We start from the raw sequence: 21,832 nt of genomic DNA, 5'->3' as shown, positions 1-21,832 counted from the left end.
GTACCGGCCTCTTCGCGGGCAAGCGCGCTCCTACAGACGGTCCCGGCAACGCCTGGAACCTGCGGCGCAGGCTTGATCGGTAGAGGCAGGGTCGCTGCGAGCCACGTCCGGGCGACGGCGTCAGCGCCTATGACGCTGGTGCCCTCGCCTAACGATTGTGGCCGTGCAGCTTGGTCATCAGTTGCGCCTCGGCCTGGGTCAGGCCGCAGGACTGGGTGAGTTCGTCGATGCTGGCGCCCATGCCGACCAGGCGCGCGGCCTGGGCGAAGGACAGCGTCGACGGATCGCGCTGTTCCAGCGCGGTGATCTTGTCGGGCAGCAACGCGACGAGAGAGCGCAGCTCGTGCAGTTCCTCGCCCATTCTCACCGTGCCGCTCTGGTAATTCTCCAGACGCCGGGCCAGATCGCGGATGCGCTGATCACGCAGCGAATCCGCCTCAAGCTGCTGCGTCGCCAGGGTGCGCAAACGCTTGGTGTGGGCCATGAACATCGCAACGCTCGCGACCCACAACACCGCCAGGAAAATAACCGCTACATCAAAAATCAATCAGATGCTCTCCAGCTCGGACCACTCTTCCTCGGACATCATCTTGTCCAGTTCGACGAGGATCAGCAGTTCGCCGTTCTTGTTGCAGACGCCCTGGATGAACTTGGCGGACTCGTCGTTGCCGACGTTCGGCGCAGTTTCCACTTCCGACTGACGCAGATAAACCACCTCAGCCACGCTGTCGACCAGGATCCCGACCACTTGCTTGTCGGCCTCGATGATCACGATACGCGTGTTGTCGCTGACTTCAACCGGCGGCAGACCAAAGCGCTGACGGGTGTCGATCACAGTGACCACGTTACCGCGCAGGTTGATGATGCCCAGCACGTAGCTTGGCGCGCCCGGGACCGGAGCGATCTCGGTGTAGCGCAGCACTTCCTGAACCTGCATCACGTTGATGCCATACGACTCGTTGTCCAGGCGGAAGGTGACCCATTGCAGAATCGGATCTTCGGAACCCTGTGCTGACGACTTCTTCATACCCCTAACCCCTTGCGTGTTGTGCGGTGCGGACGGCGTTTCGTACGCCGACCTGTGTTGATCTGATGATGGTTATTTGATTGCTTTCATCTGCTTGACCGCGCCACTGGCTATCAGCTCGGCCAATTCGGAAACGTCCAGCAGCGCACACATGTGCTCGATCACCGTCCCGGCAAGCCAGGGCCGCTGACCACGATGGGAGCGCCATTTGATTTCATTGGGGTCCAGGCGCAACGAACGGCTGACTTGATGCACCGCCAGCCCCCATTCGTAGCCCTGAACCGAGATCACGTATTGCAGCCCCTGACGGAAATCGTCGCGATAACGGTCCGGCATGATCCAGCGCGCGGTGTCCAGCACCTTCAGGTTGCCGGCCTGGCTGGGCAGGATTCCGAGAAACCAGTCCGGTTGACCGAACAGCGGCGTCAGGTCGTGACCCGCCAGCGGATAAATCGAGCCCAGGCACACCAGCGGCACCGCGAGGGTCAGACCCGCCACGTCGAAAAGCAGGCACTCGAACGGCTCGGAGGCCCAGGCCGGGCGCTCGTCGCTGGCGGGCGGAGAGACCGGGGGCTGCTGCGCAGACACATGCACGTCAACAATCGGCTCGACCAGCGCCACCTGGGGCGCTTCAACCGCTGGCTCAGGCGTCGGCTCAAGCATGGCAGGCGCGATAACCGGGGGCAGGATCACCGGCGGCAAGGCCACCGGACGCTCCATGACCCTGGCAGCAGGCGGCTCAGCTGGCGCGGTAAAGGCCAACGAGACGGGCGCAGGGCGCGTCAGTGGCACAGGCGATGGCAGCGCGGCAGCAACAGCCGCCGCAACCGCAGAACGCATGCGCGCATCATGGGCCTGCTCTTCGAGCACGGCCGCTTGAAATTCATCGATGTGCTCGACGACTTCCAGTTCCTCGGTCGCGTCTTGCAGCAACGCGTCCAGGTAGTTCTGGAGTGCCAGTTGTGGTCGTGAAGCGATGTCCAGGGGGCGGTTCATACGGGAGCCCGAAAAGTAGTGAAGCGATTGCCGCCTGAAACAGATATCGGCTGCATAGCCGATGGACTTGAGCGTGCAGGCGCGCCGCTCGACAAATAATGATGACCGGCCATTCAAGCCACCTGCCCGACAAGCTGCTCGGTGAGCATGTGCTTGAGCAGGACGCGGTATGCCAGCACTCCGCGGCTTTTGCCATCGAACTGCGAAGGCGTCAGCCCGGCGCGGCTGGCATCGCGCAGGCGCGTGTCCACCGGAATGAAGGCATTCCAGACGTGCTCGGGGTAGCTGTCGCGAAGCAACTTGAGGGTGCTCATCGACGCCTGGGTGCGGCGGTCGAACAGCGTCGGCACGATGGTGTACGGCAGCGGCACCTTGCGCGAGCGGTTGATCATCGCCAGGGTGTTGACCATGCGTTCAAGGCCCTTCACCGCCAGGAACTCGGTCTGCACCGGAATTGCCAGCTGCTGGCTCGCGGCCAGCGCGTTGACCATTAGAACGCCAAGCAGCGGCGGGCTGTCGATGATCGCGTAATCGAAGTCCTGCCACAGCTGCGCCAGGGTCTTGGCCATCACCAGCCCGAGCCCGCTCTGCCCTGGCGACTGACGCTCAAGGGTGGCAAGGGCGGTGCTGGACGGCAGCAACGAGATGCGTTTGTCGCTGGTCGGCAGCAGCAGCTGGCCCGGCAGCCCGTTGGGGACCAGACCCTTGTCCAGGAACAGATCGAACGTGCTGTGTTCAAGCGCATCGGGGTTATGCCCGAAGTAGCTGGTCATCGAGCCATGGGGATCGAGGTCCACAACGACCACGCGCTTGCCCGCCTCTGCCAGCAATCCGGCGAGGGCGATGGAGGTGGTGGTCTTGCCGACCCCGCCTTTCTGATTGGCTACTGCCCAGACTCTCATGTACGCGTTTCCCCCCGACTGAAGCAGCGACCGGGTTTAAGGGGCAGATGACGAAGATTTGACGCCTTGCGGCGGTGTGGTCGGGACCGGTGCAGTTTGTGTGCCAGCACGGCGCAGCGCCGCGTCGGGTTTTGCATTGGCGGTGGTGCCCGAGCCGGTCAGGCTGCGGCGTACGTCGAGATTGCGAGAAATCACCAGCACCACGCGACGGTTGCGCGCGCGGCCATCGGCGGTGGCATTGGAGGTCAACGGCTGAAATTCGCCGTAGCCGACCGAGGCCAGGCGTGCCGGGTTGATCCCGTCCATCGCCAGCATTCGGACGATGCTCGACGAACGCGCCGACGACAGCTCCCAGTTGCTCGGGAACTGCCCGGTGTTGATCGGCTGGTTGTCGGTGAAGCCCTCGACGTGCACCGGGTTGTCGAACGGCTTGATGATTTTGGCGACTTTGTCGATCAGGTCGAACGCCTGATTGCTCGGCATTGCGTCGCCGCTGCCAAACAACAGACTGGAATTGAGCTCGATCTCGATCCACAGTTCGTTGCCGCGCACGGTCATCTGCTTGGAGGCGATCAGGTCACCAAACGCGGCGTTGACGTCGTCGGCAATCGACTTGAGCGGGTCCTGGGCGCCCTGCCCCAGCGCCGCATCGGTTTGCTCGCTGTCCTGCACCAACGGGTCGGCCGGGCGTACGGTTTGCGGTTTTTGCTCGCCGATGGGGATCGGTCTGACGCTGCGCTCGGGTTCGTTGAACACCCCGACCAGCGCCTCGGACAGCACCTTGTACTTGCCTTCGTTGAGCGAAGAGATGGAATACATGACCACGAAAAAGGCGAACAGCAAGGTGATGAAGTCCGCGTAGGACACCAGCCAGCGTTCGTGATTTTCATGCTCTTCGTGGCGACGTCGGCGGGCCATCAGTCCATCACTCCATGAAGCCTTGCAGCTTCAGTTCGATAGAACGCGGGTTTTCACCTTCGGCGATCGACAGCAACCCTTCCAGAAGCATTTCACGGTAGCGCGACTGGCGCATCGCTACGGCCTTGAGCTTGTTGGCCACTGGCAGCAGAAAAAGGTTGGCGGACGCGACGCCATAAATGGTCGCGATGAACGCAACGGCAATACCGCTACCCAGTTGGGCGGGATCAGCCAGATTGCCCATCACGTGGATCAGGCCCATGACCGCGCCGATGATCCCGATGGTGGGGGCATAGCCGCCCATGCTTTCGTAGACCTTCGCCGCCTGAATGTCGCGGCTTTCCTGGGTCAGGAAATCCACCTCGAGGATGCCGCGAATGGCCGCAGGCTCAGCGCCGTCGACCAGCAACTGCAGGCCTTTGCGCGAATAGGCATCGGGCTCCGAGTCGGCCACGGCTTCAAGGCCCAGCAAACCCTCTTTGCGGGCGGTCAGGCTCCAGGACACGACGCGATCAATCCCGCCGGCCAGGTCGATGCGCGGCGGAAACAAAATCCAGATGAAGATCTGCATCGCGCGCTTGAACGCACTCATGGGCGTTTGCAGCAGGCAGGCCGCCAGCGTGCCGCCGAGCACGATCAACGCGGCCGGGCCGTTGAGCAGTGCGCCCAAATGCCCGCCTTCGAGGAAGTTGCCACCAATGATCGCGACGAACGCGAGAATGATCCCTATGAGCGTCAAGACATCCATCAGCTGCAGGCCTCCACCAGATGGCGACCGATGTCATCGAGGCTGTAAACGGCGTCGGCCAGTTCGGCTTTGACGATCGCCATCGGCATGCCGTAGATCACGCAACTGGCCTCGTCCTGCGCCCAGATCTGGCTGCCGCTCTGCTTGAGCAGGCGCGCGCCTTCACGGCCATCGGCGCCCATCCCGGTGAGGACGACCGCCAGTACTTTGTCGTTATAGGACTTGGCTGCGGAGCCAAAGGTAATGTCCACGCACGGCTTGTAGTTCAGGCGCTCATCGCCTGGCAGGATTTTCACCGCGCCGCGACCGTCGATCATCATCTGTTTGCCGCCGGGGGCCAGCAACGCCAGCCCGGGGCGCAACATGTCGCCGTCCTCGGCTTCCTTCACACTGATGCGGCAGAGTTTGTCGAGGCGCTCGGCAAAAGCTTTGGTGAACGCGGCCGGCATGTGCTGGATGAGCACGATGGGCGCCGGGAAATTGGCCGGCAATTGAGTCAACACCCGCTGCAAGGCCACCGGGCCGCCAGTGGACGTTCCAATCGCTACCAGTTTGTAGGCCTTGCGCTTGGGCGCCGGGGAATGTGCTGCGTGCGGATGAGCCGTCGAGGCTGATGTATGTGCCGCATGCGCGTGAGCCGCCGGCAGCGCTGAACGGGCAGGTGCAGCGGCAGGCGCCGGACGCGACGGGGTTGGCGCGGCGGACGATGCACGCGGCGAAACCGCTGCGGCAGCAGGCGTCGGCGCAGGCGTCGAGTTGCTGCCGTAGCCGCTGAAGCGGCGATTGCTGCGAGAGATGCTGTGCACTTTCTCACAGAGCATCTGCTTGACCTTCTCGGGGTTACGCGAGATGTCTTCGAAGTTCTTCGGGAGGAAATCCACCGCCCCGGCGTCCAGCGCATCGAGGGTCACCCGGGCGCCTTCGTGAGTCAGCGACGAAAACATCAACACCGGGGTCGGGCAGCGCTGCATGATGTGGCGGACCGCGGTAATGCCATCCATCATCGGCATTTCGTAGTCCATGGTGATCACGTCGGGCTTGAGCGCCAAGGCTTGATCAATGGCTTCCTTGCCATTGGTGGCAGTGCCGACCACCTGGATCGTGGGATCTGAAGAGAGAATTTCCGAGACGCGACGTCGGAAGAAACCCGAATCGTCCACGACGAGAACCTTGACTGCCATAAACACTCCATAGAACGCGCGCCACCCTGGGAGTCCGCACGCCCTGAATCATGTAGCTTGGGTCACATCTGGCGATGCGGGAAAAGCCAGTGGGACCAATTTTCGCGCGTTAAGCAGGACCTGTAGGACCTGTAGGACCTGTAGGACTGGCTTTAGCCGGAACCGCGTCGGATGTCACGCCGCAAAATCCACGGTGTTCGCCCTACCCTCTTCCCGGCTGAAGCCGGTCCTACTCCGGGAAGGCGTCGGATGTCACACCGCGACATCCACGGTGTCCCTGCCGGCCTCTTCCCGGCTGAAGCCGGTCCCACTGAAAAACATCGCGAGCCGCACTACCGAAGCCCACGCTGCTTAGCCAATCCGTCGTGCCGCGTAGCGCTTGAGCATGCTCGGTACGTCGAGGATCAATGCGATACGGCCGTCACCGGTGATGGTGGCGCCTGACATGCCCGGCGTGCCTTGCAGCATCTTGCCCAGCGGCTTGATGACCACCTCTTCCTGGCCGACCAGTTGATCGACCACGAAGCCGATACGCTGGGTGCCAACCGACAGAATCACCACATGGCCCTCGCGTTGTTCCTCGTGCGCGGCCGAGCTGACCAGCCAGCGCTTGAGGTAGAACAGCGGCAGCGCCTTGTCCCGGACAATAACCACTTCCTGACCGTCGACGACGTTGGTCGTCGACAGGTCCAGGTGGAAAATCTCGTTGACGTTGACCAGCGGGAACGCGAAGGCCTGATTGCCCAGCATGACCATCAGCGTCGGCATGATCGCCAGGGTCAGCGGCACCTTGATGATGATCTTCGAGCCCAGGCCTTTGGTGGAATCGATGCTGATCGAGCCATTGAGCTGGGAGATCTTGGTCTTCACCACGTCCATGCCCACACCACGACCGGATACGTCCGAGATCTCGGTTTTGGTCGAGAAGCCCGGTGCAAAAATCAGGTTGTAGCAGTCGGTGTCACTGAGGCGATCGGCGGCGTCCTTGTCCATCACGCCGCGCTTCACAGCGATGGCGCGCAGGACAGCGGGGTCCATGCCTTTGCCGTCATCGGAAATCGACAGCAGGATGTGATCGCCTTCCTGTTCGGCCGCCAGCACCACACGACCGTTACGGGACTTGCCCGACGCCTCGCGCTCTTCCGGCGACTCGATACCGTGGTCGACCGCGTTGCGCACCAAGTGGACCAGCGGGTCGGCCAGGGCCTCGACGAGGTTCTTGTCCAGGTCGGTTTCTTCACCCACCAGTTCAAGGCTGATTTCTTTCTTCAACTGACGCGCCAGATCGCGGACCAGTCGCGGGAAGCGGCCAAACACTTTCTTGATCGGCTGCATGCGGGTCTTCATGACCGCGGTCTGCAGGTCAGCGGTGACCACGTCCAGATTGGACACGGCCTTGGACATGGCTTCATCGGCGCTGTTGGCGCCCAGGCGGACCAGTCGGTTACGCACCAGCACCAGTTCGCCGACCATGTTCATGATTTCGTCCAGCCGCGCGGTGTCGACGCGCACGGTGGTTTCCGCTTCGGACGGCGGCTTCTCGCTGGGCGCCGGAGCAGCCGCTCGGGCCGGTGCAGGCGCGGCGGCGGGTGCAGCTTTGGCCGGTAACGCAGCTGCAGGTGTCGCTTTAGCCGGTTCGGGCTTGGCAGCGGGCTCAGGCTTTTTGGCCGGTGCAGCAGCAGGCGCAGCGGCGGCGACGGCAGGTTCAAACTTGCCCTTGCCGTGCAACTGATCCAGCAGGTCTTCGAATTCGTTATCGGTGATCTCGTCCGAGGCAGCGGCTTTCGACGCAGCGGCGGGCGCAGCAGGAGCAGCCGGCGCGGCGGGTGCGGCGGGTGCGGCGGGTGCGGCTGCCACAGCAGAAGCAGCGGCGTCTGGCGAGAACGAGCCCTTGCCATGCAACTGATCAAGCAGCGACTCGAATTCGTCGTCCGTGATTTCGTCACTGGCCGGCGCAGCCGCAGGCGTCACCGCGGCGGCCGGCTGTACGGCATCAACGGCGAACTGGCCTTTGCCGTGCAACTGATCGAGGAGCGATTCAAACTCGGCGTCGGTGATCTCGTCACTGGGCGCGCTGCTCGTCGATGCTGTCGGAGCCGGTGAAGGAACAGGCGCGGCAGCAGCGGGCGCAGCAGGAGCAACGGGGGCAGCAATACCCCCAGCCGCCTGAGCCTTGACGGCATTGAGCGAATCCAGAAGCTGTTCGAATTCGTAGTCGGTGATGTCTTCGGACGGCGCTTCAGCGACCGGCTCTTCGACCACCGGTGCGGCAGCGACTTCGTCGGCAGAGGCCGGCTCGGCCAGACGTGCCAGGGCCGCCAGCAATTCAGGCGTGGCCGGGGTCACGGCGGAACGCTCGCGCACCTGACCGAACATGCTGTTGACGGTGTCGAGGGCCTCGAGCACCACGTCCATGAGCTCCGAGTCGACGCGGCGTTCACCCTTGCGCAGGATGTCGAACACGTTCTCGGCGATGTGACAGCATTCAACCAGCTCGTTGAGCTGGAGGAAGCCGGCGCCCCCTTTTACAGTGTGAAAACCGCGAAAAATTGCATTGAGCAGATCCGCATCGTCTGGCCGGCTTTCCAGCTCAACCAACTGCTCGGACAACTGCTCCAGAATCTCGCCGGCCTCTACCAGAAAATCCTGAAGGATTTCTTCATCGGCGCCGAAGCTCATTGGGGGGTGCTCCTAAAATTAACCGTCAAACCGATCCGGAGGCTGCACTGACGGCCAGCGCGCATTGCTTTCGTCGAAGCATTGGCGCGCGGGTCCAGCAGCCACTTTCACAGAGAACCTGAAATCTGAAATCCGGATGACCGAATCAGAAGCCGAGGCTGGATAGCAGATCGTCCACATCATCCTGTCCGGATACGACGTCTTCACGTTTATCGGCATGGATCTGCGGACCTTCACCCTTGGAGTGAAGTTTTTCTTGTTCTTTTTGCTGACGGAAGACTTCCTGGTCGTGTTCGATGCCGGCAAAACGGTCCACTTGGCTGGCCATAAGGACCAGCTTGAGCAGGTTGCGCTCCACTTCGGTCACCAGCGTGGTCACGCGCTTGATCACCTGACCGGTGAGGTCCTGGTAATCCTGGGCCAGCAGAATGTCGTTCAGGTGCGCGGAGACCTCGGTGGTCTCCTTCTCGCTGCGCGTCAGGAACGTATCGACGCGGCGCGCCAGATCACGAAACTCTTCAGCGCTGATTTCGCGGCGCATGAAGCGTCCCCAGTCGGCACTCAAGGATTTGGCGTCGGCACTGAGCCCGCTCATCAACGGCGTGCTCTGCTCCACCAGGTCCATGGTCCGGTTGGCCGCGTTTTCGGTCAGCCTGACCACGTACGAGAGCCGCTCGGTGGCGTCGGTGATCTGAGAGACCTCCTCGGCCTGAGGCATGTTCGGGTCGATCTGGAAATTGACGATCGCGCTGTGCAGCTCGCGCGTCAGTTTGCCGACCTCCTGGTACAGGCCTCTGTCCCGGGTCTGGTTAAGCTCATGGATCAGTTGCACGGCATCGCCGAACTTGCCTTTTTCAAGGCTCGCGACCAGCTCTTGTGCGTGTTTCTTCAGGGTTGACTCAAAGTCACCCATTGTCGAATCTTTGGAATCCATAGCGCCCTCGCAGCGGACATCAGCTATTGACGCGCTCGAATATCTTTTCGATTTTTTCTTTGAGCACTTGCGCAGTGAACGGCTTCACCACGTAGCCGTTCACACCGGCCTGAGCGGCTTCGATGATCTGCTCGCGTTTGGCTTCGGCAGTGACCATCAACACCGGCAGACTGCGCAGACGCTCGTCGGCACGCACCTGACGCAGCAGGTCGATGCCGGACATGCCGGGCATGTTCCAGTCAGTGACGAGGAAGTCAAAGGCGCCGCTTTGCAGCATGGGCAATGCGGTGAGTCCGTCATCTGCTTCGGCCGTGTTGGTGAACCCAAGGTCACGCAACAGGTTTTTTATGATCCGCCGCATCGTTGAGAAGTCATCAACGATGAGGATTTTCATGTTCTTGTCCAATTCGACCTCCAAGCAGTCTTTAACGCGTTCAGCACCTGAACGCGCGTTCAATCAATACCGGCGGTGCCGGGACATTGGAGGGCCGGGATCGACCGGGACGAGCGCAGCGAAACCGGATCATCTACGACCCGGTTCGACCGACTCCTGCCTGCCTCTTCCACTTCCCGCTCAACGTCTTGCACAGCCGGTCTTACAAGCAACTCGCAGGCCTTGCGGCCTGCGTCAGAATTCAGGAGCGGGCGCGCCACTCGCCAAGACGACCCCGCAGACGCGCGGCGCACTGACTGTGCAGCTGGCTGACGCGCGATTCGCTGACACCCAGTACCTCACCGATTTCCTTGAGGTTCAGCTCTTCGTCGTAGTACAGCGACAACACCAGACGTTCGCGCTCCGGCAGGTTGGCAATGGCCTCCGCCAATGCCGCCTGGAAGCGCTCGTCTTCCAGGTCCCGCGACGGCTCGAGCGACTGGCTCGCGCCGTCCTCGTGCAGCCCTTCGTGTTCGCCGTCCTGCAACAGGTCGTCGAAACTGAACAAGCGACTGCCCAGGGTATCGTTCAAGATCCCGTAGTAATCGTCGAGACTCAATTGAAGTTCGGCAGCAACCTCGTGATCTTTAGCGTCACGGCCGGTTTTTGCTTCGATTGCACGAATCGCGTCGCTGACCATGCGCGTGTTGCGGTGGACCGAGCGCGGCGCCCAGTCCCCCTTGCGCACTTCATCGAGCATCGCACCACGGATACGAATACCCGCGTACGTCTCGAAGCTGGCCCCTTTGGTGGAGTCGTATTTGGTCGAGACTTCGAGCAAGCCGATCATGCCCGCCTGGATCAAGTCCTCGACCTGAACGCTGGCTGGCAGACGTGCCAGCAAGTGATAGGCGATTCGTTTGACCAGCGGGGCATAACGCTCGATCAGCTCATACTGAGAATCTTTGGACGATTTGCTGTACATGCGATAGCCACTTGCTGTCATGAGACGGGCCCTGCGCTGGTGTGATGCACGAGGCGTTCAACGAAAAATTCCAGGTGACCGCGCGGGTTTGCCGGCAGCGGCCAGGTGTCAACTTTCTGCGCGATGGCCTTGAACGCCAGCGCACATTTGGAACGCGGAAACGCTTCGTACACGGCGCGTTGTTTCTGCACCGCCTTGCGTACGCACTCGTCGTACGGCACCGCGCCGACGTACTGCAGCGCCACGTCAAGGAAGCGGTCGGTGACCTTGGTCAGCTTGGCGAAGAGGTTGCGCCCTTCCTGCGGGCTCTGGGCCATGTTGGCCAGCACGCGGAAGCGGTTCATGCCGTAATCGCGGTTGAGCAGTTTGATCAGGGCGTAGGCGTCGGTGATCGACGTAGGCTCGTCGCACACCACCAGCAGCACTTCCTGAGCGGCGCGAACGAAGCTCACCACTGACTCGCCGATACCGGCAGCGGTGTCGATGACCAGCACGTCCAGGTTGTCGCCGATGTCACTGAATGCCTGGATCAGCCCGGCATGCTGGGCCGGGGTCAGGTGGACCATGCTCTGTGTCCCCGACGCCGCCGGTACGATGCGCACGCCGCCCGGGCCCTGCAGCAGGACGTCGCGCAGCTCGCACCGCCCTTCGATGACGTCAGCCAGGGTGCGCTTGGGGGTCAGGCCCAACAGTACGTCAACGTTGGCCAAACCCAGATCGGCGTCCAGCAGCATGACGCGACGTCCCAGCTCGGCCAGCGCCAGTGAAAGATTCACTGAAACGTTGGTCTTGCCTACGCCACCTTTGCCACCGGTCACCGCGATAACCTGTACGGGATGCATGCTGCCCATGTTAATTGTTTACCTTGTCTTGCTTAGACCTAAGCCACATGTCGGGCTGCACGTTCAGTGCCTGAACAATGCCTGGCAGACCATCGATGCAGGAAAATTCCACTGTCATTTTCTTCACCTAGCCCGCTCGCTTGCCGGTGCTGTGATAAAGATCCGCAAACATATCCGCCATCGCTTCCTCGCTAGGCTCCTCCTGCATCTGCACGCTGACAGCCCGGCTCACCAATTGGTGCCGACGCGGCAAATGCAGATCGTCCGGTATCCGTGGGCCATCAGTGAGATAGGCCACAGGCAGTTCGTGTGTCACCGCCAGGCTGAGCACTTCGCCCAGGCTGGCGGTTTCGTCGAGCTTGGTCAGGATGCACCCGGCCAGGCCGCAACGTTTATAGCTGTGGTACGCCGCAGACAGCACCTGCTTCTGGCTGGTTGTCGCCAGCACCAGGTAGTTGCGCGCCTTGATGCCACGCCCGGCCAGGGTCTCCAGTTGCAGACGCAATGCCGGATCGCTGGCTTGCAGGCCCGCGGTGTCGATCAACACGACGCGCTTGCGCAGCAGCGGTTCCAGCGCCTGCGCCAGGGATTGCCCCGGGTCGACGTGGGTGACCGGTACATTGAGGATCCGGCCCAGCGTCTTCAGCTGTTCCTGAGCACCAATGCGGAAACTGTCCATGCTCACCAGCGCGATATTTTGCGCGCCGTATTTCAACACATATCGGGCTGCCAGTTTAGCCAGCGTGGTGGTTTTGCCCATGCCGGCAGGGCCGACCATGGCGATCACACCGCCCTCTTCCAGGGGCTCTACGTCCGGCGTTGCGATCATGCGGGCCAGGTGGGCCAGCAACATGCGCCAGGTGTGAGCCTGATCGTTCGAGTCCGGGACCATCGCCAGCAAATCGCGGGACAGGGGGCCGGACAGGCCAACGCGCTGCAGACGGCGCCACAGATTGGCCTGCTGCGGACGGCTGCCTTGCAGCTGGTTCCAGGCCAGCGAGCCAAGCTGGACTTCCAGCAGTTCGCGCAGGCCGTTCAATTCCGAGCGCATCGACTCGTACACGTGATGGCTGACCGAAGGTTCGGCATTGCGCTCGGCGCGTTCGGCTGCCACGGCCGCGTGAACCGACGGGCGAAACGGTTCTTCCAGGGTCGGTTCGATCTGCTTGCTGTCGTCCATCGCCAGGCCGGTGAACAGCTGGCGGTTGGCGACAGTGTCCAGCTCGCTGCGCGAGGTCAGCTCGGCCTGAGCGGTCACGATGCGCGACTGGGTCTTGCGCAGCTCGTCTTCAAGTTCGATGTTCGGCACACGCGGTGCCAGCGCTGACAACTTGTAGTCCAGGGCGGCGGTCAGTTCCACGCCGCCGGCGATCCGCCGGTTACCGATGATGGCGGCTTCAGCGCCCAGCTCATCACGAACCAGTTTCATGGCTTGTCGCATATCGGCGGCGAAAAAACGCTTAACTTGCATGACTCACTACCTCAGCCGTTAGGCCCGACAGTCGCTACGATGGTGACTTGCTTATTGTCAGGAATTTCCTGGTAAGCCAAAACATGCATATTCGGTACAGCCAACCGTCCAAAGCGGGACAACATGGCGCGAACCGGACCTGCGACCAACAAAATAACCGGCTGCCCCTGCATCTCCTGACGCTGCGCCGCTTCGATCAACGAGCGCTGAAGCTTCTCAGCCATGCTCGGTTCGAGGAGAACGCCTTCTTCCTGACCCTGTCCTGCCTTCTGAAGACTATTTAGCAAGATCTGTTCCAACCTTGGTTCAAGTGTGATGACAGGCAGCTCCGGCTCAATGCCGACAATGCTTTGCACGATTGCGCGGGACAATCCGACCCGTACGGCGGCCACCAGCGCGGCGGTATCTTGACTACGTGCAGGGTTGTTGGCGATGGCTTCGGCGATGGAGCGAATGTCTCGCACCGGCACCTGCTCGGCCAACAGCGCCTGCAGTACTTTCAACAGGGCCGACAGTGACAGCACGCCCGGTACCAGCTCTTCCGCAAGTTTTGGCGAGCCCTTGGCCAGCAAGGTCATCAACTGCTGGACTTCCTCATGGCCAATCAATTCATGAGAGTGCTTGTAGAGAATCTGGTTCAAGTGAGTCGCGACCACGGTGCTGGCGTCGACCACGGTGTAGCCGAGCGATTGCGCCTGGGCCCGCTGGCTGATTTCGATCCACACCGCTTCCAGGCCGAACGCCGGGTCTTTGGCAGTGATGCCGTTGAGGCTGCCAAAGACCTGGCCGGGGTTGATGGCCAGCTCGCGGTCAGGGTAAATCTCGGCTTCGGCCAGGGTCACACCCATCAGCGTCAAGCGATAGGCGCTGGGGGCCAGATCCAGGTTGTCGCGAATATGCACGGTCGGCATCAGGAAGCCCAACTCCTGGGAAAGCTTCTTGCGCACGCCCTTGATCCGCGCCAGCAGTTGGCCACCCTGATTGCGGTCAACCAGCGGAATCAAGCGGTAGCCGACTTCCAGGCCGATCATGTCGATCGGGGTGACGTCGTCCCAGCCCAGCTCCTTGGATTCCTGAGCGCGGATCGGTGAGGGCAACAGCTCTTGCTGACGCTTGACCTCTTGAACCGCAGCAAGCTTGACCTGGTTCTCTTTCTTCCACAGCAGGTAGGCGCCGCCGGCAGCGACCAGGCCCAGGCTGATGAAGGAGAAGTGCGGCATGCCCGGCACCAGACCCATGACGATCATGATCCCGGCTGACACGGCCAGCGCCTTGTGCGACGCGAACATCTGGCGGCCAACCAGTTTGCCCATTTCTTCCGAGCCGGAAGCACGGGTCACCATGATTGCCGCAGCGGTCGACAGCAGCAGTGATGGCAATTGCGCCACCAAACCGTCACCGATGGTCAGCAGCGCGTACACCTTGCCGGCGTCGCCGAAGCTCATGTTGTGTTGAAAGATGCCTACCAGCATGCCGCCGATGAGGTTGATGAACAGGATCAGCAGGCCAGCGATGGCGTCACCGCGGACGAATTTGCTGGCACCGTCCATGGAGCCGTAGAACTCGGCTTCCTGGGCGACTTCAAGGCGGCGGCGCTTGGCTTCGGGCTGGTCGATGAGGCCGGCGTTGAGGTCGGCGTCGATGGCCATTTGTTTGCCGGGCATGGCGTCGAGGGTGAAGCGGGCGCTGACTTCGGAGATCCGTCCGGCACCTTTGGTGACGACGACGAAGTTGATGATCATGAGGATGGCGAAGACGACGATACCGACGACGTAGTTGCCGCCGATGACCACTTCACCAAAGGCCTGGATGACTTTACCGGCGGCGGCATGGCCGTCCTGGCCGTGGAGCATGACGACGCGGGTGGAGGCGACGTTGAGGGCCAGGCGCAGCAAGGTGGCGATGAGCAGGATGGTCGGGAATACGGAGAAGTCGAGTGGCCGCAGGGCGTAGATGCAGACGAGCAGGACGACGATGGAGAGTGCGATGTTGAACGTGAAGAAGACGTCGAGCAGGAACGGTGGCATGGGCAGCATCATCATGGCGAGCATGACGAGAAGCAGCAAAGGTACGCCGAGTTGTCCACGGCCCAGGCCGATCAATCCGGTTCGGGCGTGGGAGATTATCTGAGAGCGTTCCACCGATTGGGCACCTGCGTGTTAAATCAATCTTTTGACGCCGAAGCGTTGTATCGGGGTTATTGCAAGAAGGGGTCCAACATTTGGGTTGGGCGGGAAAATATCAGAGTGCCAGTATTTAGATTTTTGTCACGGCGACGGTTTTGTATCGCTGGGGTGAGGATCCAGATCAAAAGCTTCGGCCTAACAGCCTCGGGTTTCGCCTTCGGCGAGTTACTTGATAGAGCCCCAAGTAACCAAGGGCTTGTGCTCCTGGCTTGGCCCCTCCTTCGTCGGGGTTCCTTCACTCCGGTCTTGCTCCGTGGGCCCGCGCCGAACGGACATCCATGTCCTGACGGCGCTCTCGCCGCATCCATGCGGCTCGGCCCACTGCGCAAAACCTGCGTTCAGCCTGCACCCAAGTCGCGATTGGCAGTGACTGGACTTTTTGCGTTTGAAGATCAAAGGCAGATCAAAGGCAGGTCAAGGGCAGATCAAGGGCAGATCAAGAGCAGATCAAGAGCAGATCAAGAGCAGATCAAGAGCTTCCCGGCTAAAGCCGGTCCCACTACGGTCGCCGCCGGGTTCATTGACTGGACGCGCTGCTCTTTGTGGGACCGGCTTTAGCCGGGAAGGCGTAAGGTGCTACACCGCGAATCTGGCGCCGTACACGGGCCTGTGGCTGATCGTTCCCACGCTCTGCGTGGGAATGCAGCCTCGGACGCTTCGCGTCCTTTGGTTGGAGGCGATGGTTCAGATCACTTTTACCGCACGCCCTATGAACTGGATCGGTCCGGTGGGCTTGCCGGTCGGGGAGCCGTTTGGGTTTTCGAGGGTGAGTTCGAAGAGTTGGTTGGGTTGCAGCGGTGGCAGTTTGTCCAGCGGCACGGAGAGGGTATGCCCGGGTTCGACCATGCCCAATGACACCGGCCCCTGCCAGCCGTCGGCCTTGGTCCAGAATTGCAGGGCTTTGTCGGCGGGGACTTGGCTCACGCTCAACGGTATCAGCTGGATCTGCGTCGGATTGTTGGCTTGTATGACCCAGCCAGGCGCCTGATTTTGCGGGGCGACCAGCACCACAAGGTAGGTGGTTGGGGCTTCCGTCGCCGGCCGGTTCAACAGCAGCATGCTCAGTAGCAAGCTAGCAACCAGACCGGCACCGGCAAGCCCGCGCCAGAGTGGCAGCAGGTTCCACCATGACTGCGCGGTAGGCGCAGGTCGGGAGGCACGGCGGTCCTGATGGCTCAGGCTGCGCTCGATGCGCCCCCACAGCGTCGGGCTGGGTGTTTGCGGTTCTGCCAGCTCGGTCAATGCGAGCAACCGCTCTTCCCAGGCGTCAACCGCAGCGCGCAAGTCAGCATCCACGGCGAGGCGATTTTGCACATCGCGTCGCTGCGCAGGCTCCAGCGTGCCCAGGACGTATTCGCTGGCCAGGGCGTCAAGGTCATTCATGCCGTCGTCTTTCGCTTGACCCGTCATCCCATGCACTCCCGCAATGCCACCAGGCTGCGCTTGATCCAGGCTTTCACGGTGCCCAGTGGCGCGCCAATTTTCAGCGCTATTTCCGAATGCGTATAACCATCGACATACGCGTGGAGAATGCAATTGCGACGGGCCGGCTCCAATTGCTCAAGACACCCGAAAACCCGGTCCGAGCGGGCTCGGTATTCGAAGGTGTCTGCGTGGGTTGCTGTTTCTAGGGATGCCTGGTCCTGCAGCGCGTGCTCGCTCTGCTCACTGACCTGCACCGTCTGGCCCTGGTCACGCATGACGTTGAGCGCCAGATGCCGCGTCACGCTGAAGACCCAGCCACGGGCAGAGCCTCGCGCCGGATCGTAGGCCGCGGCGCGGGTCCAGATCTTGATGAAGGCGTCATGCACGATGTCCTCGGCCAGCGCGTCACTGCGCGCGATTCGCCTGGCAACACCCAGCAGACGCGCACTCTCCTGTGTGTAGAGATCGCGCAAGGCCCGTTGCTCACCTCGTGCGCACGCCGCAAGGCACGCTTCATAGTCAAAACAGAATTCGGGTAGGGACAAAATTCTTCAACCGCCGACGTCAAATGAACACCCCGGCCGTAAGCCGGGGTTGCGTCGCTGCAGCGTAGATGAATTTGCGCGGCAGCGACGATCAGTGATGCGCGACTCGGGCTTACTGAGCAGCCCAGAAAATATAGTCCGCCTGATACTTCACCACTTCCTGCTTGCCCTTGGTGGCCATCGAGCATTCCATCTTCGGCGCCACGCCGCCCTTGGTTGCCGTGCGCTGGATGTAGCTGACGTTGGCCATCGCGCCCTTGCCTTCGGCCGGGTTGGCTTTGACCAACTGATAGGGAATGTCGCCTGAACCGGCAGGGGCAACGGCAACTTGTGTGCCGGTGACCTTCGAGCCGTCAGCGGCCTGCCAGGTGGCGGGTGGCCCAAAGTACGTGCCGACCTGCTTGCCACTGCGATCATTCAGCACCGCTTTGGGCCCCACGAAGGTCCATTCGGTCTGGCCGGCGGCGTTCGGCTTGTCACGGCACTCATAGGTGATCTCGCCCACGCCCACGGTCTGCATCGCGACCTTGTGGCCGTCCGGAACCTTGACCGCGTCAGGCAATGCCATCTGTGCGTACGCCGCCGGCGCCGTGGCCAGCAGGCAAGTGGCTACCATTGAAACACCCAAAGCGCCCAACATTTTCTTAGCGTTCATGCCATCTCTCCATTGGATAAACAGGTCAGCAGCCATCGCTACTTCTTGTACTACCCGTGGGAGAACGAAACGGATGCAGCGAATTGAAAATAAATACGCGCGGGGAACATCAGGGGGACGGGGGGCACAGCAGAGAGTGTCCGTTGCCTGACACGACGTCAGTCGCCCGGTCAGGCCTCGGACCCCGGTGGACTTGGTTGATGCCCACCGGGTAAAGCAGTGATTACGCCACCGCTTACGGCATCAGCACCGAGTCGACGACGTGGATGACGCCATTGGACTGCATGACATCAGCGATGCTGACCGCGCTTTTGCCGCCTTTGGCGTCCGTCACCCACAGCTTGCCGTCATGGGGCATGACGGTAAGGGATTCGCCTTGTACGGTTTTCAGCATCACCTTGCCGCCGTTCATTTTGGCGTCCGCCATCAATTGTTTGGCGGTGTGGGTCCCGGCGACGACGTGGTACGTCAGAATTTTGGTCAGGTCCGCTTTATTCTCAGGCTTGACCAGTGTGTCTACCGTGCCCGCCGGCAGTTTGGCAAAAGCCTCATTGGTGGGGGCGAAGACGGTGAATGGGCCTTTGCTGTTTAGCGTGTCCACCAGACCTGCAGCCTTGACCGCCGCTACCAGGGTCGTGTGGTCCTTGGAGTTGACGGCGTTCTCGACGATGGTCTTGCTCGGGTACATGGCGGCGCCACCGACCATGACCGTGTCGGCGGCAAAGCCTGGCGATGCAGCAAGGCAGAGAGCGGCGAAGGAGACAGCGGCAATGCGTTTGGCAAGGGTCAACATGGTAGTTCTCCCAGAATCTTCGGTCCTTCGGATGAAGGTGAGAGAGATACGAAGCAGGCGCCGTAACGGATGCATCAAAGCGAAGATATTTTTCCCTGAGCGACGACCGGTCCGGTTGGCTGCCCGCTCGGTGACCCGTTCAGCGGCTCGAGGGTGACGGCGAGCACTGCCCCGCTGGCAAGCAGGTCAGCCAGTTGCGGCGTCACGTTTAACGTTGCCGAGGCATTGGCCGGCAGCAGGCCCAGCGAGCGCGGCTTGCCATCGGCGGCGATCACCCACGCCTCGGCACTCTTGCCCGGCCAGTCGGCCCGGGCCGTGTTGACGAACAATACGCTCCGCCTGCCAGCATCGATCGTCGCGGCAAAAAGTGTCGTGCCATCTGTCTGTTCAAGACGCGCCAACAGTGGCAACCCTGACGTCGATCCCGATGTTGGCCCCGAAACAGGCGGCTGAAGGATCAACACCGAGGCCAGCAATCCGGCAGCCAGCGCGGCTGTCGTCCAGCGCCAGAGCCCGAGACTGTTCCACCAGCCTGAAGCCTGCGACGGCGGATGACTGGTATCCACAAACAACCGTTGCTCAATTCTGGCCCACGCACCCGCCGGAGGACTGGATGCAGGCAATTGACCGAGCCACTCGGCGAACTGCGCCTGCCATTGCGCCACCGCGCGTTGATGGCGCGGCTCCCGCGCGATCATCGCTTCCACCCGATCACACTCTTCGCGGCTGAGCACGCCAAGCACGTACTCCGCGATCAGCAGGTCCGGGGTCTCGTCGGGAGGCACGGGATGCTCGCTCATAGGCCAAGGCACATGCGCAGTCGAAGCAACCCGCGACGAATCCAGCTTTTCATCGTGCCCAGCGCAATACCATGACGCTCGGCCAGTTCGGCGTAGGAATACCCTTCGAAGAATGCAACCCGGATATAGCGTCGCTGAGCCTCTTCCAGCGTTTCAAGGCAACGGTCCAGCTGGCTGCCTTGCTGCTCGCGCTCAAGCGTGTCCACAAGGGAGTCCTGCGATGCGGCTTCGGGGATCGTCTCAAGAGGGTCATGATGACGATGGGCTCTGCGCCGGTCGATGGCCTTGTGGCGGGCCATGGTCGACAGCCACGTCATCGCGCTGCCCAGCCGGGGATCGAATCCAGACGCCTTTACCCACGCCATGATGTACACCTCCTGAAGTACCTCTTCGGCCTCGGCCCGATTATCCGAGTAATGCAGGCAAATCCCGAACAACCTGGAAGACGTAGCGCGATACACCGCTTCGAATGCCACCCGATTGCCGTTGCCGCAAGCCTGCATCAAGACATTCAACGCCTTGGCGCTGGACTGAGCGTCAGAGGACTGAGCGGCATTCGATCGAATGGTCAAGTGGCGAGGCCTTGAGGGAGACTGCGGCCACTCTAGTCGCGTTTGAAGGGTTGGGCTAGTTGGGTCGGAGGTGAAAGTGCCAACTGACCCACCGCGTTCGCCAGCAAGCCGGCTCCTACAGAGGGGTGTGTACGGCCAAAGATTGGTGAGCACGTCGCGGTGTCGGCAAGGGCGTGCCGCTGTGACGCCGGGCGTCACGGGATGCATGCCCACGCGGAGCGTGGGAATGATCGACAAAGCAACAGCAAAAAGCAGAAGCAAAAGCTTCCCGGCTGAAGCCGGTCCCACTAAAAACAGCGCGTGCCGTCAGTGGGACCGGCTTCAGCCGGGAAGCTCTTGATCTTCGCAATGCCTTTGATCTTCATACGCAAAAGGTCCAGACACCGCAAAACGCGACTTGGGTGCAGGCTGAACGCAGGGCTTGCGCAGTGGGCCGAGCCGCAGGGATGCGGCGAGAGCGCCGTCAGGACATGGATGTCCGTTCGGCGCGGGCCCACGGAGCAAGACCGGAGTGAAGGTATCCCGACGAAGGAGGGACCTAGCCAGGAGCCCAAGCCCTTGGTTACTTGGGGCTTATCAAGTAACTCGCCGAAGGCGAAACAGTCTGCCCCCAGGCAGGCGCCGTTGATCGTGATCTTGATCTTGATCCAACAACCAACTCTACGAATCGCGCCTCAGATCCGGCGGAATCGGCAAATTATCCTTCAGCGGATCAGGCCGCTTCCCGCGCCCCGCCTGATACTGACGAATCTGATACACATACGCCAACACCTGCGCCACCGCCAGATACAACCCCGCCGGAATCTCCTGATCCAGCTCCGTGCTGTAATAAATCGACCGCGCGAGCGCCGGCGACTGCAACAACAGAATCTCATGCTGCGCCGCAATCTCCCGGATCTTCAACGCCATGAAATCACTGCCCTTGGCCAACAGAATCGGCGCCCCGCCCCGCTCCGCGTCATACTTCAACGCCACCGCATAATGCGTCGGGTTCGTGATGATCACATCCGCGTCCGGAATCGCCGTCATCATCCGCCGCTGCGACATCTCCCGCTGCAACTGACGAATCCGCTGCTTGACCTCCGGCCGCCCCTCGCTGTCCTTGTGCTCATCGCGCACCTCCTGCTTGGTCATCAGCAGCTTCTTGTGCGACTCCCACAACTGCACCGGCACATCCACCGCCGCAATGATCAACAGCCCCAGCGCCATCCACAGCGTGCTCCAGCCAACCAGCTGCAAACTGTGCACCACCGCCATCTCCAGCGGCTCATGGGCGATGGCAACCAGGTCCGCCTTGTCCTTGCCCAGCACCACCAGCGCCACCATCAGCACGATGAAAAACTTCGCCAGGGACTTGAGCAGTTCAATCAACGCCTTCGGCGAAAACATCCGCTTGATGCCCGCCGCCGGGTTCATGCGGCTGAATTTGGGTGCCAGAGAACCGGCGGCAAACAGCCAGCCGCCCAGCGAGATGGGGCCGATAAACGCCGCCAGGGTCAATGCCAGCAAAATCGGCTGCACCGACAGCAACGCCGCCTTGCCCGACGCCATGAGCATGATCGCCATGCTGCGCTCGTCGAGGATGGCCGCGCGCGTGATGGTGAAGTTGTCGCGCATCAACTGCATCATCATTTCCGCCATGGAACCGCCGAATGCCAGCAGCCCCGCAGCGCCCACGATCATCACGACAACGGTGTTGAGTTCCTTGGAGCGGGCAATCTCGCCCTTCTCCCTGGCCTCGCGTTTGCGTTTGTCCGTGGGGTCTTCGGTCTTGTCCTGACCACTCTCGCTTTCGGCCAT

Annotated in this window: 21 protein-coding genes; all 21 read right to left on the bottom strand. The window is 61.6% G+C overall.

Annotation, left to right across the window (positions count from 1 at the left end):
* Positions 1–148 precede the first annotated feature (148 nt).
* Positions 149–547: a DUF2802 domain-containing protein gene (locus QRN48_RS01805; protein WP_037011501.1), complete on the bottom strand. Its 399-nt coding sequence runs from the start codon at positions 545–547 to the stop codon at positions 149–151.
* Positions 548–1,027, bottom strand: a complete 480-nt coding sequence (locus QRN48_RS01800; RefSeq protein ID WP_037011503.1) for a chemotaxis protein CheW — start codon at positions 1,025–1,027, stop codon at positions 548–550.
* Between the two features lie 72 nt (positions 1,028–1,099).
* A complete protein-coding gene (locus QRN48_RS01795; RefSeq protein WP_191945377.1) occupies positions 1,100–2,023 on the bottom strand; it encodes a CheW domain-containing protein in 924 nt (307 codons plus the stop codon).
* A 113-nt stretch (positions 2,024–2,136) separates the two neighbouring features.
* Positions 2,137–2,925, bottom strand: coding sequence for a ParA family protein (locus tag QRN48_RS01790; RefSeq protein ID WP_191945378.1), 789 nt, complete (start codon positions 2,923–2,925; stop codon positions 2,137–2,139).
* A 36-nt stretch (positions 2,926–2,961) separates the two neighbouring features.
* The gene (gene motD, locus QRN48_RS01785; protein ID WP_037011509.1) at positions 2,962–3,843 is read right to left on the bottom strand and encodes a flagellar motor protein MotD; all 882 of its coding nucleotides are present in this window, start codon (positions 3,841–3,843) and stop codon (positions 2,962–2,964) included.
* 7 nt (positions 3,844–3,850) lie between these two features.
* Complete coding sequence (locus QRN48_RS01780) at positions 3,851–4,591, bottom strand: flagellar motor protein (RefSeq protein ID WP_191945379.1); 741 nt, start codon at positions 4,589–4,591, stop codon at positions 3,851–3,853.
* A complete protein-coding gene (locus QRN48_RS01775) occupies positions 4,591–5,772 on the bottom strand; it encodes a protein-glutamate methylesterase/protein-glutamine glutaminase (protein ID WP_037011513.1) in 1,182 nt (393 codons plus the stop codon). The genes QRN48_RS01780 and QRN48_RS01775 overlap by 1 nt, the downstream gene beginning before the upstream one ends.
* 351 nt (positions 5,773–6,123) lie before the next feature.
* On the bottom strand, positions 6,124–8,451 hold the full coding sequence (locus tag QRN48_RS01770) for a chemotaxis protein CheA (protein ID WP_285348562.1): 2,328 nt from the start codon (positions 8,449–8,451) through the stop codon (positions 6,124–6,126).
* A 145-nt stretch (positions 8,452–8,596) separates the two neighbouring features.
* Positions 8,597–9,385 carry a protein phosphatase CheZ gene (locus QRN48_RS01765; protein WP_037011517.1) on the bottom strand — a complete coding sequence of 263 codons (789 nt, stop codon included), beginning with the start codon at positions 9,383–9,385 and terminating at the stop codon, positions 8,597–8,599.
* A 19-nt stretch (positions 9,386–9,404) separates the two neighbouring features.
* Entirely contained in the window at positions 9,405–9,779 is a 375-nt protein-coding gene (locus QRN48_RS01760) for a chemotaxis response regulator CheY (RefSeq protein WP_172612850.1), read from the bottom strand.
* Between the two features lie 241 nt (positions 9,780–10,020).
* A complete protein-coding gene (gene fliA, locus QRN48_RS01755; RefSeq protein ID WP_037011519.1) occupies positions 10,021–10,764 on the bottom strand; it encodes an RNA polymerase sigma factor FliA in 744 nt (247 codons plus the stop codon).
* Positions 10,761–11,594, bottom strand: coding sequence for a flagellar synthesis regulator FleN (gene fleN, locus QRN48_RS01750; RefSeq protein WP_037011520.1), 834 nt, complete (start codon positions 11,592–11,594; stop codon positions 10,761–10,763). The genes fliA and fleN overlap by 4 nt, the downstream gene beginning before the upstream one ends.
* A 118-nt stretch (positions 11,595–11,712) precedes the next feature.
* Positions 11,713–13,056: a flagellar biosynthesis GTPase FlhF gene (flhF, locus tag QRN48_RS01745; RefSeq protein WP_037011522.1), complete on the bottom strand. Its 1,344-nt coding sequence runs from the start codon at positions 13,054–13,056 to the stop codon at positions 11,713–11,715.
* Positions 13,057–13,067: 11 nt separating this feature from the next.
* Positions 13,068–15,197, bottom strand: a complete 2,130-nt coding sequence (gene flhA / locus QRN48_RS01740; protein WP_285348555.1) for a flagellar biosynthesis protein FlhA — start codon at positions 15,195–15,197, stop codon at positions 13,068–13,070.
* A 729-nt stretch (positions 15,198–15,926) separates the two neighbouring features.
* Positions 15,927–16,625, bottom strand: coding sequence for an anti-sigma factor (locus tag QRN48_RS01735; RefSeq protein ID WP_285348573.1), 699 nt, complete (start codon positions 16,623–16,625; stop codon positions 15,927–15,929).
* A 23-nt stretch (positions 16,626–16,648) separates the two neighbouring features.
* Entirely contained in the window at positions 16,649–17,212 is a 564-nt protein-coding gene (locus tag QRN48_RS01730; protein WP_285348554.1) for a sigma-70 family RNA polymerase sigma factor, read from the bottom strand.
* Between the two features lie 112 nt (positions 17,213–17,324).
* Entirely contained in the window at positions 17,325–17,867 is a 543-nt protein-coding gene (locus QRN48_RS01725) for a DUF3455 domain-containing protein (protein WP_476241114.1), read from the bottom strand.
* Between the two features lie 235 nt (positions 17,868–18,102).
* On the bottom strand, positions 18,103–18,660 hold the full coding sequence (locus QRN48_RS01720; RefSeq protein WP_037011531.1) for a fasciclin domain-containing protein: 558 nt from the start codon (positions 18,658–18,660) through the stop codon (positions 18,103–18,105).
* 74 nt (positions 18,661–18,734) lie between these two features.
* A complete protein-coding gene (locus QRN48_RS01715; protein ID WP_285348552.1) occupies positions 18,735–19,460 on the bottom strand; it encodes an anti-sigma factor in 726 nt (241 codons plus the stop codon).
* Entirely contained in the window at positions 19,457–20,032 is a 576-nt protein-coding gene (locus tag QRN48_RS01710; RefSeq protein WP_285348551.1) for a sigma-70 family RNA polymerase sigma factor, read from the bottom strand. Before QRN48_RS01710 ends, QRN48_RS01715 begins: the two co-directional genes overlap by 4 nt.
* Positions 20,033–20,692: 660 nt before the next feature.
* On the bottom strand, positions 20,693–21,832 hold the full coding sequence (gene flhB / locus QRN48_RS01705; protein ID WP_037011535.1) for a flagellar biosynthesis protein FlhB: 1,140 nt from the start codon (positions 21,830–21,832) through the stop codon (positions 20,693–20,695).

The sequence above is a fragment of the Pseudomonas sp. ME-P-057 genome, assembly GCF_030208975.1.
In the GTDB taxonomy this organism is placed as follows: Bacteria; Pseudomonadota; Gammaproteobacteria; order Pseudomonadales; family Pseudomonadaceae; genus Aquipseudomonas; species Aquipseudomonas lutea.
Note: the sequence above shows the minus strand (reverse complement) of the source record. Positions and strands in the feature narration are given on the sequence as shown.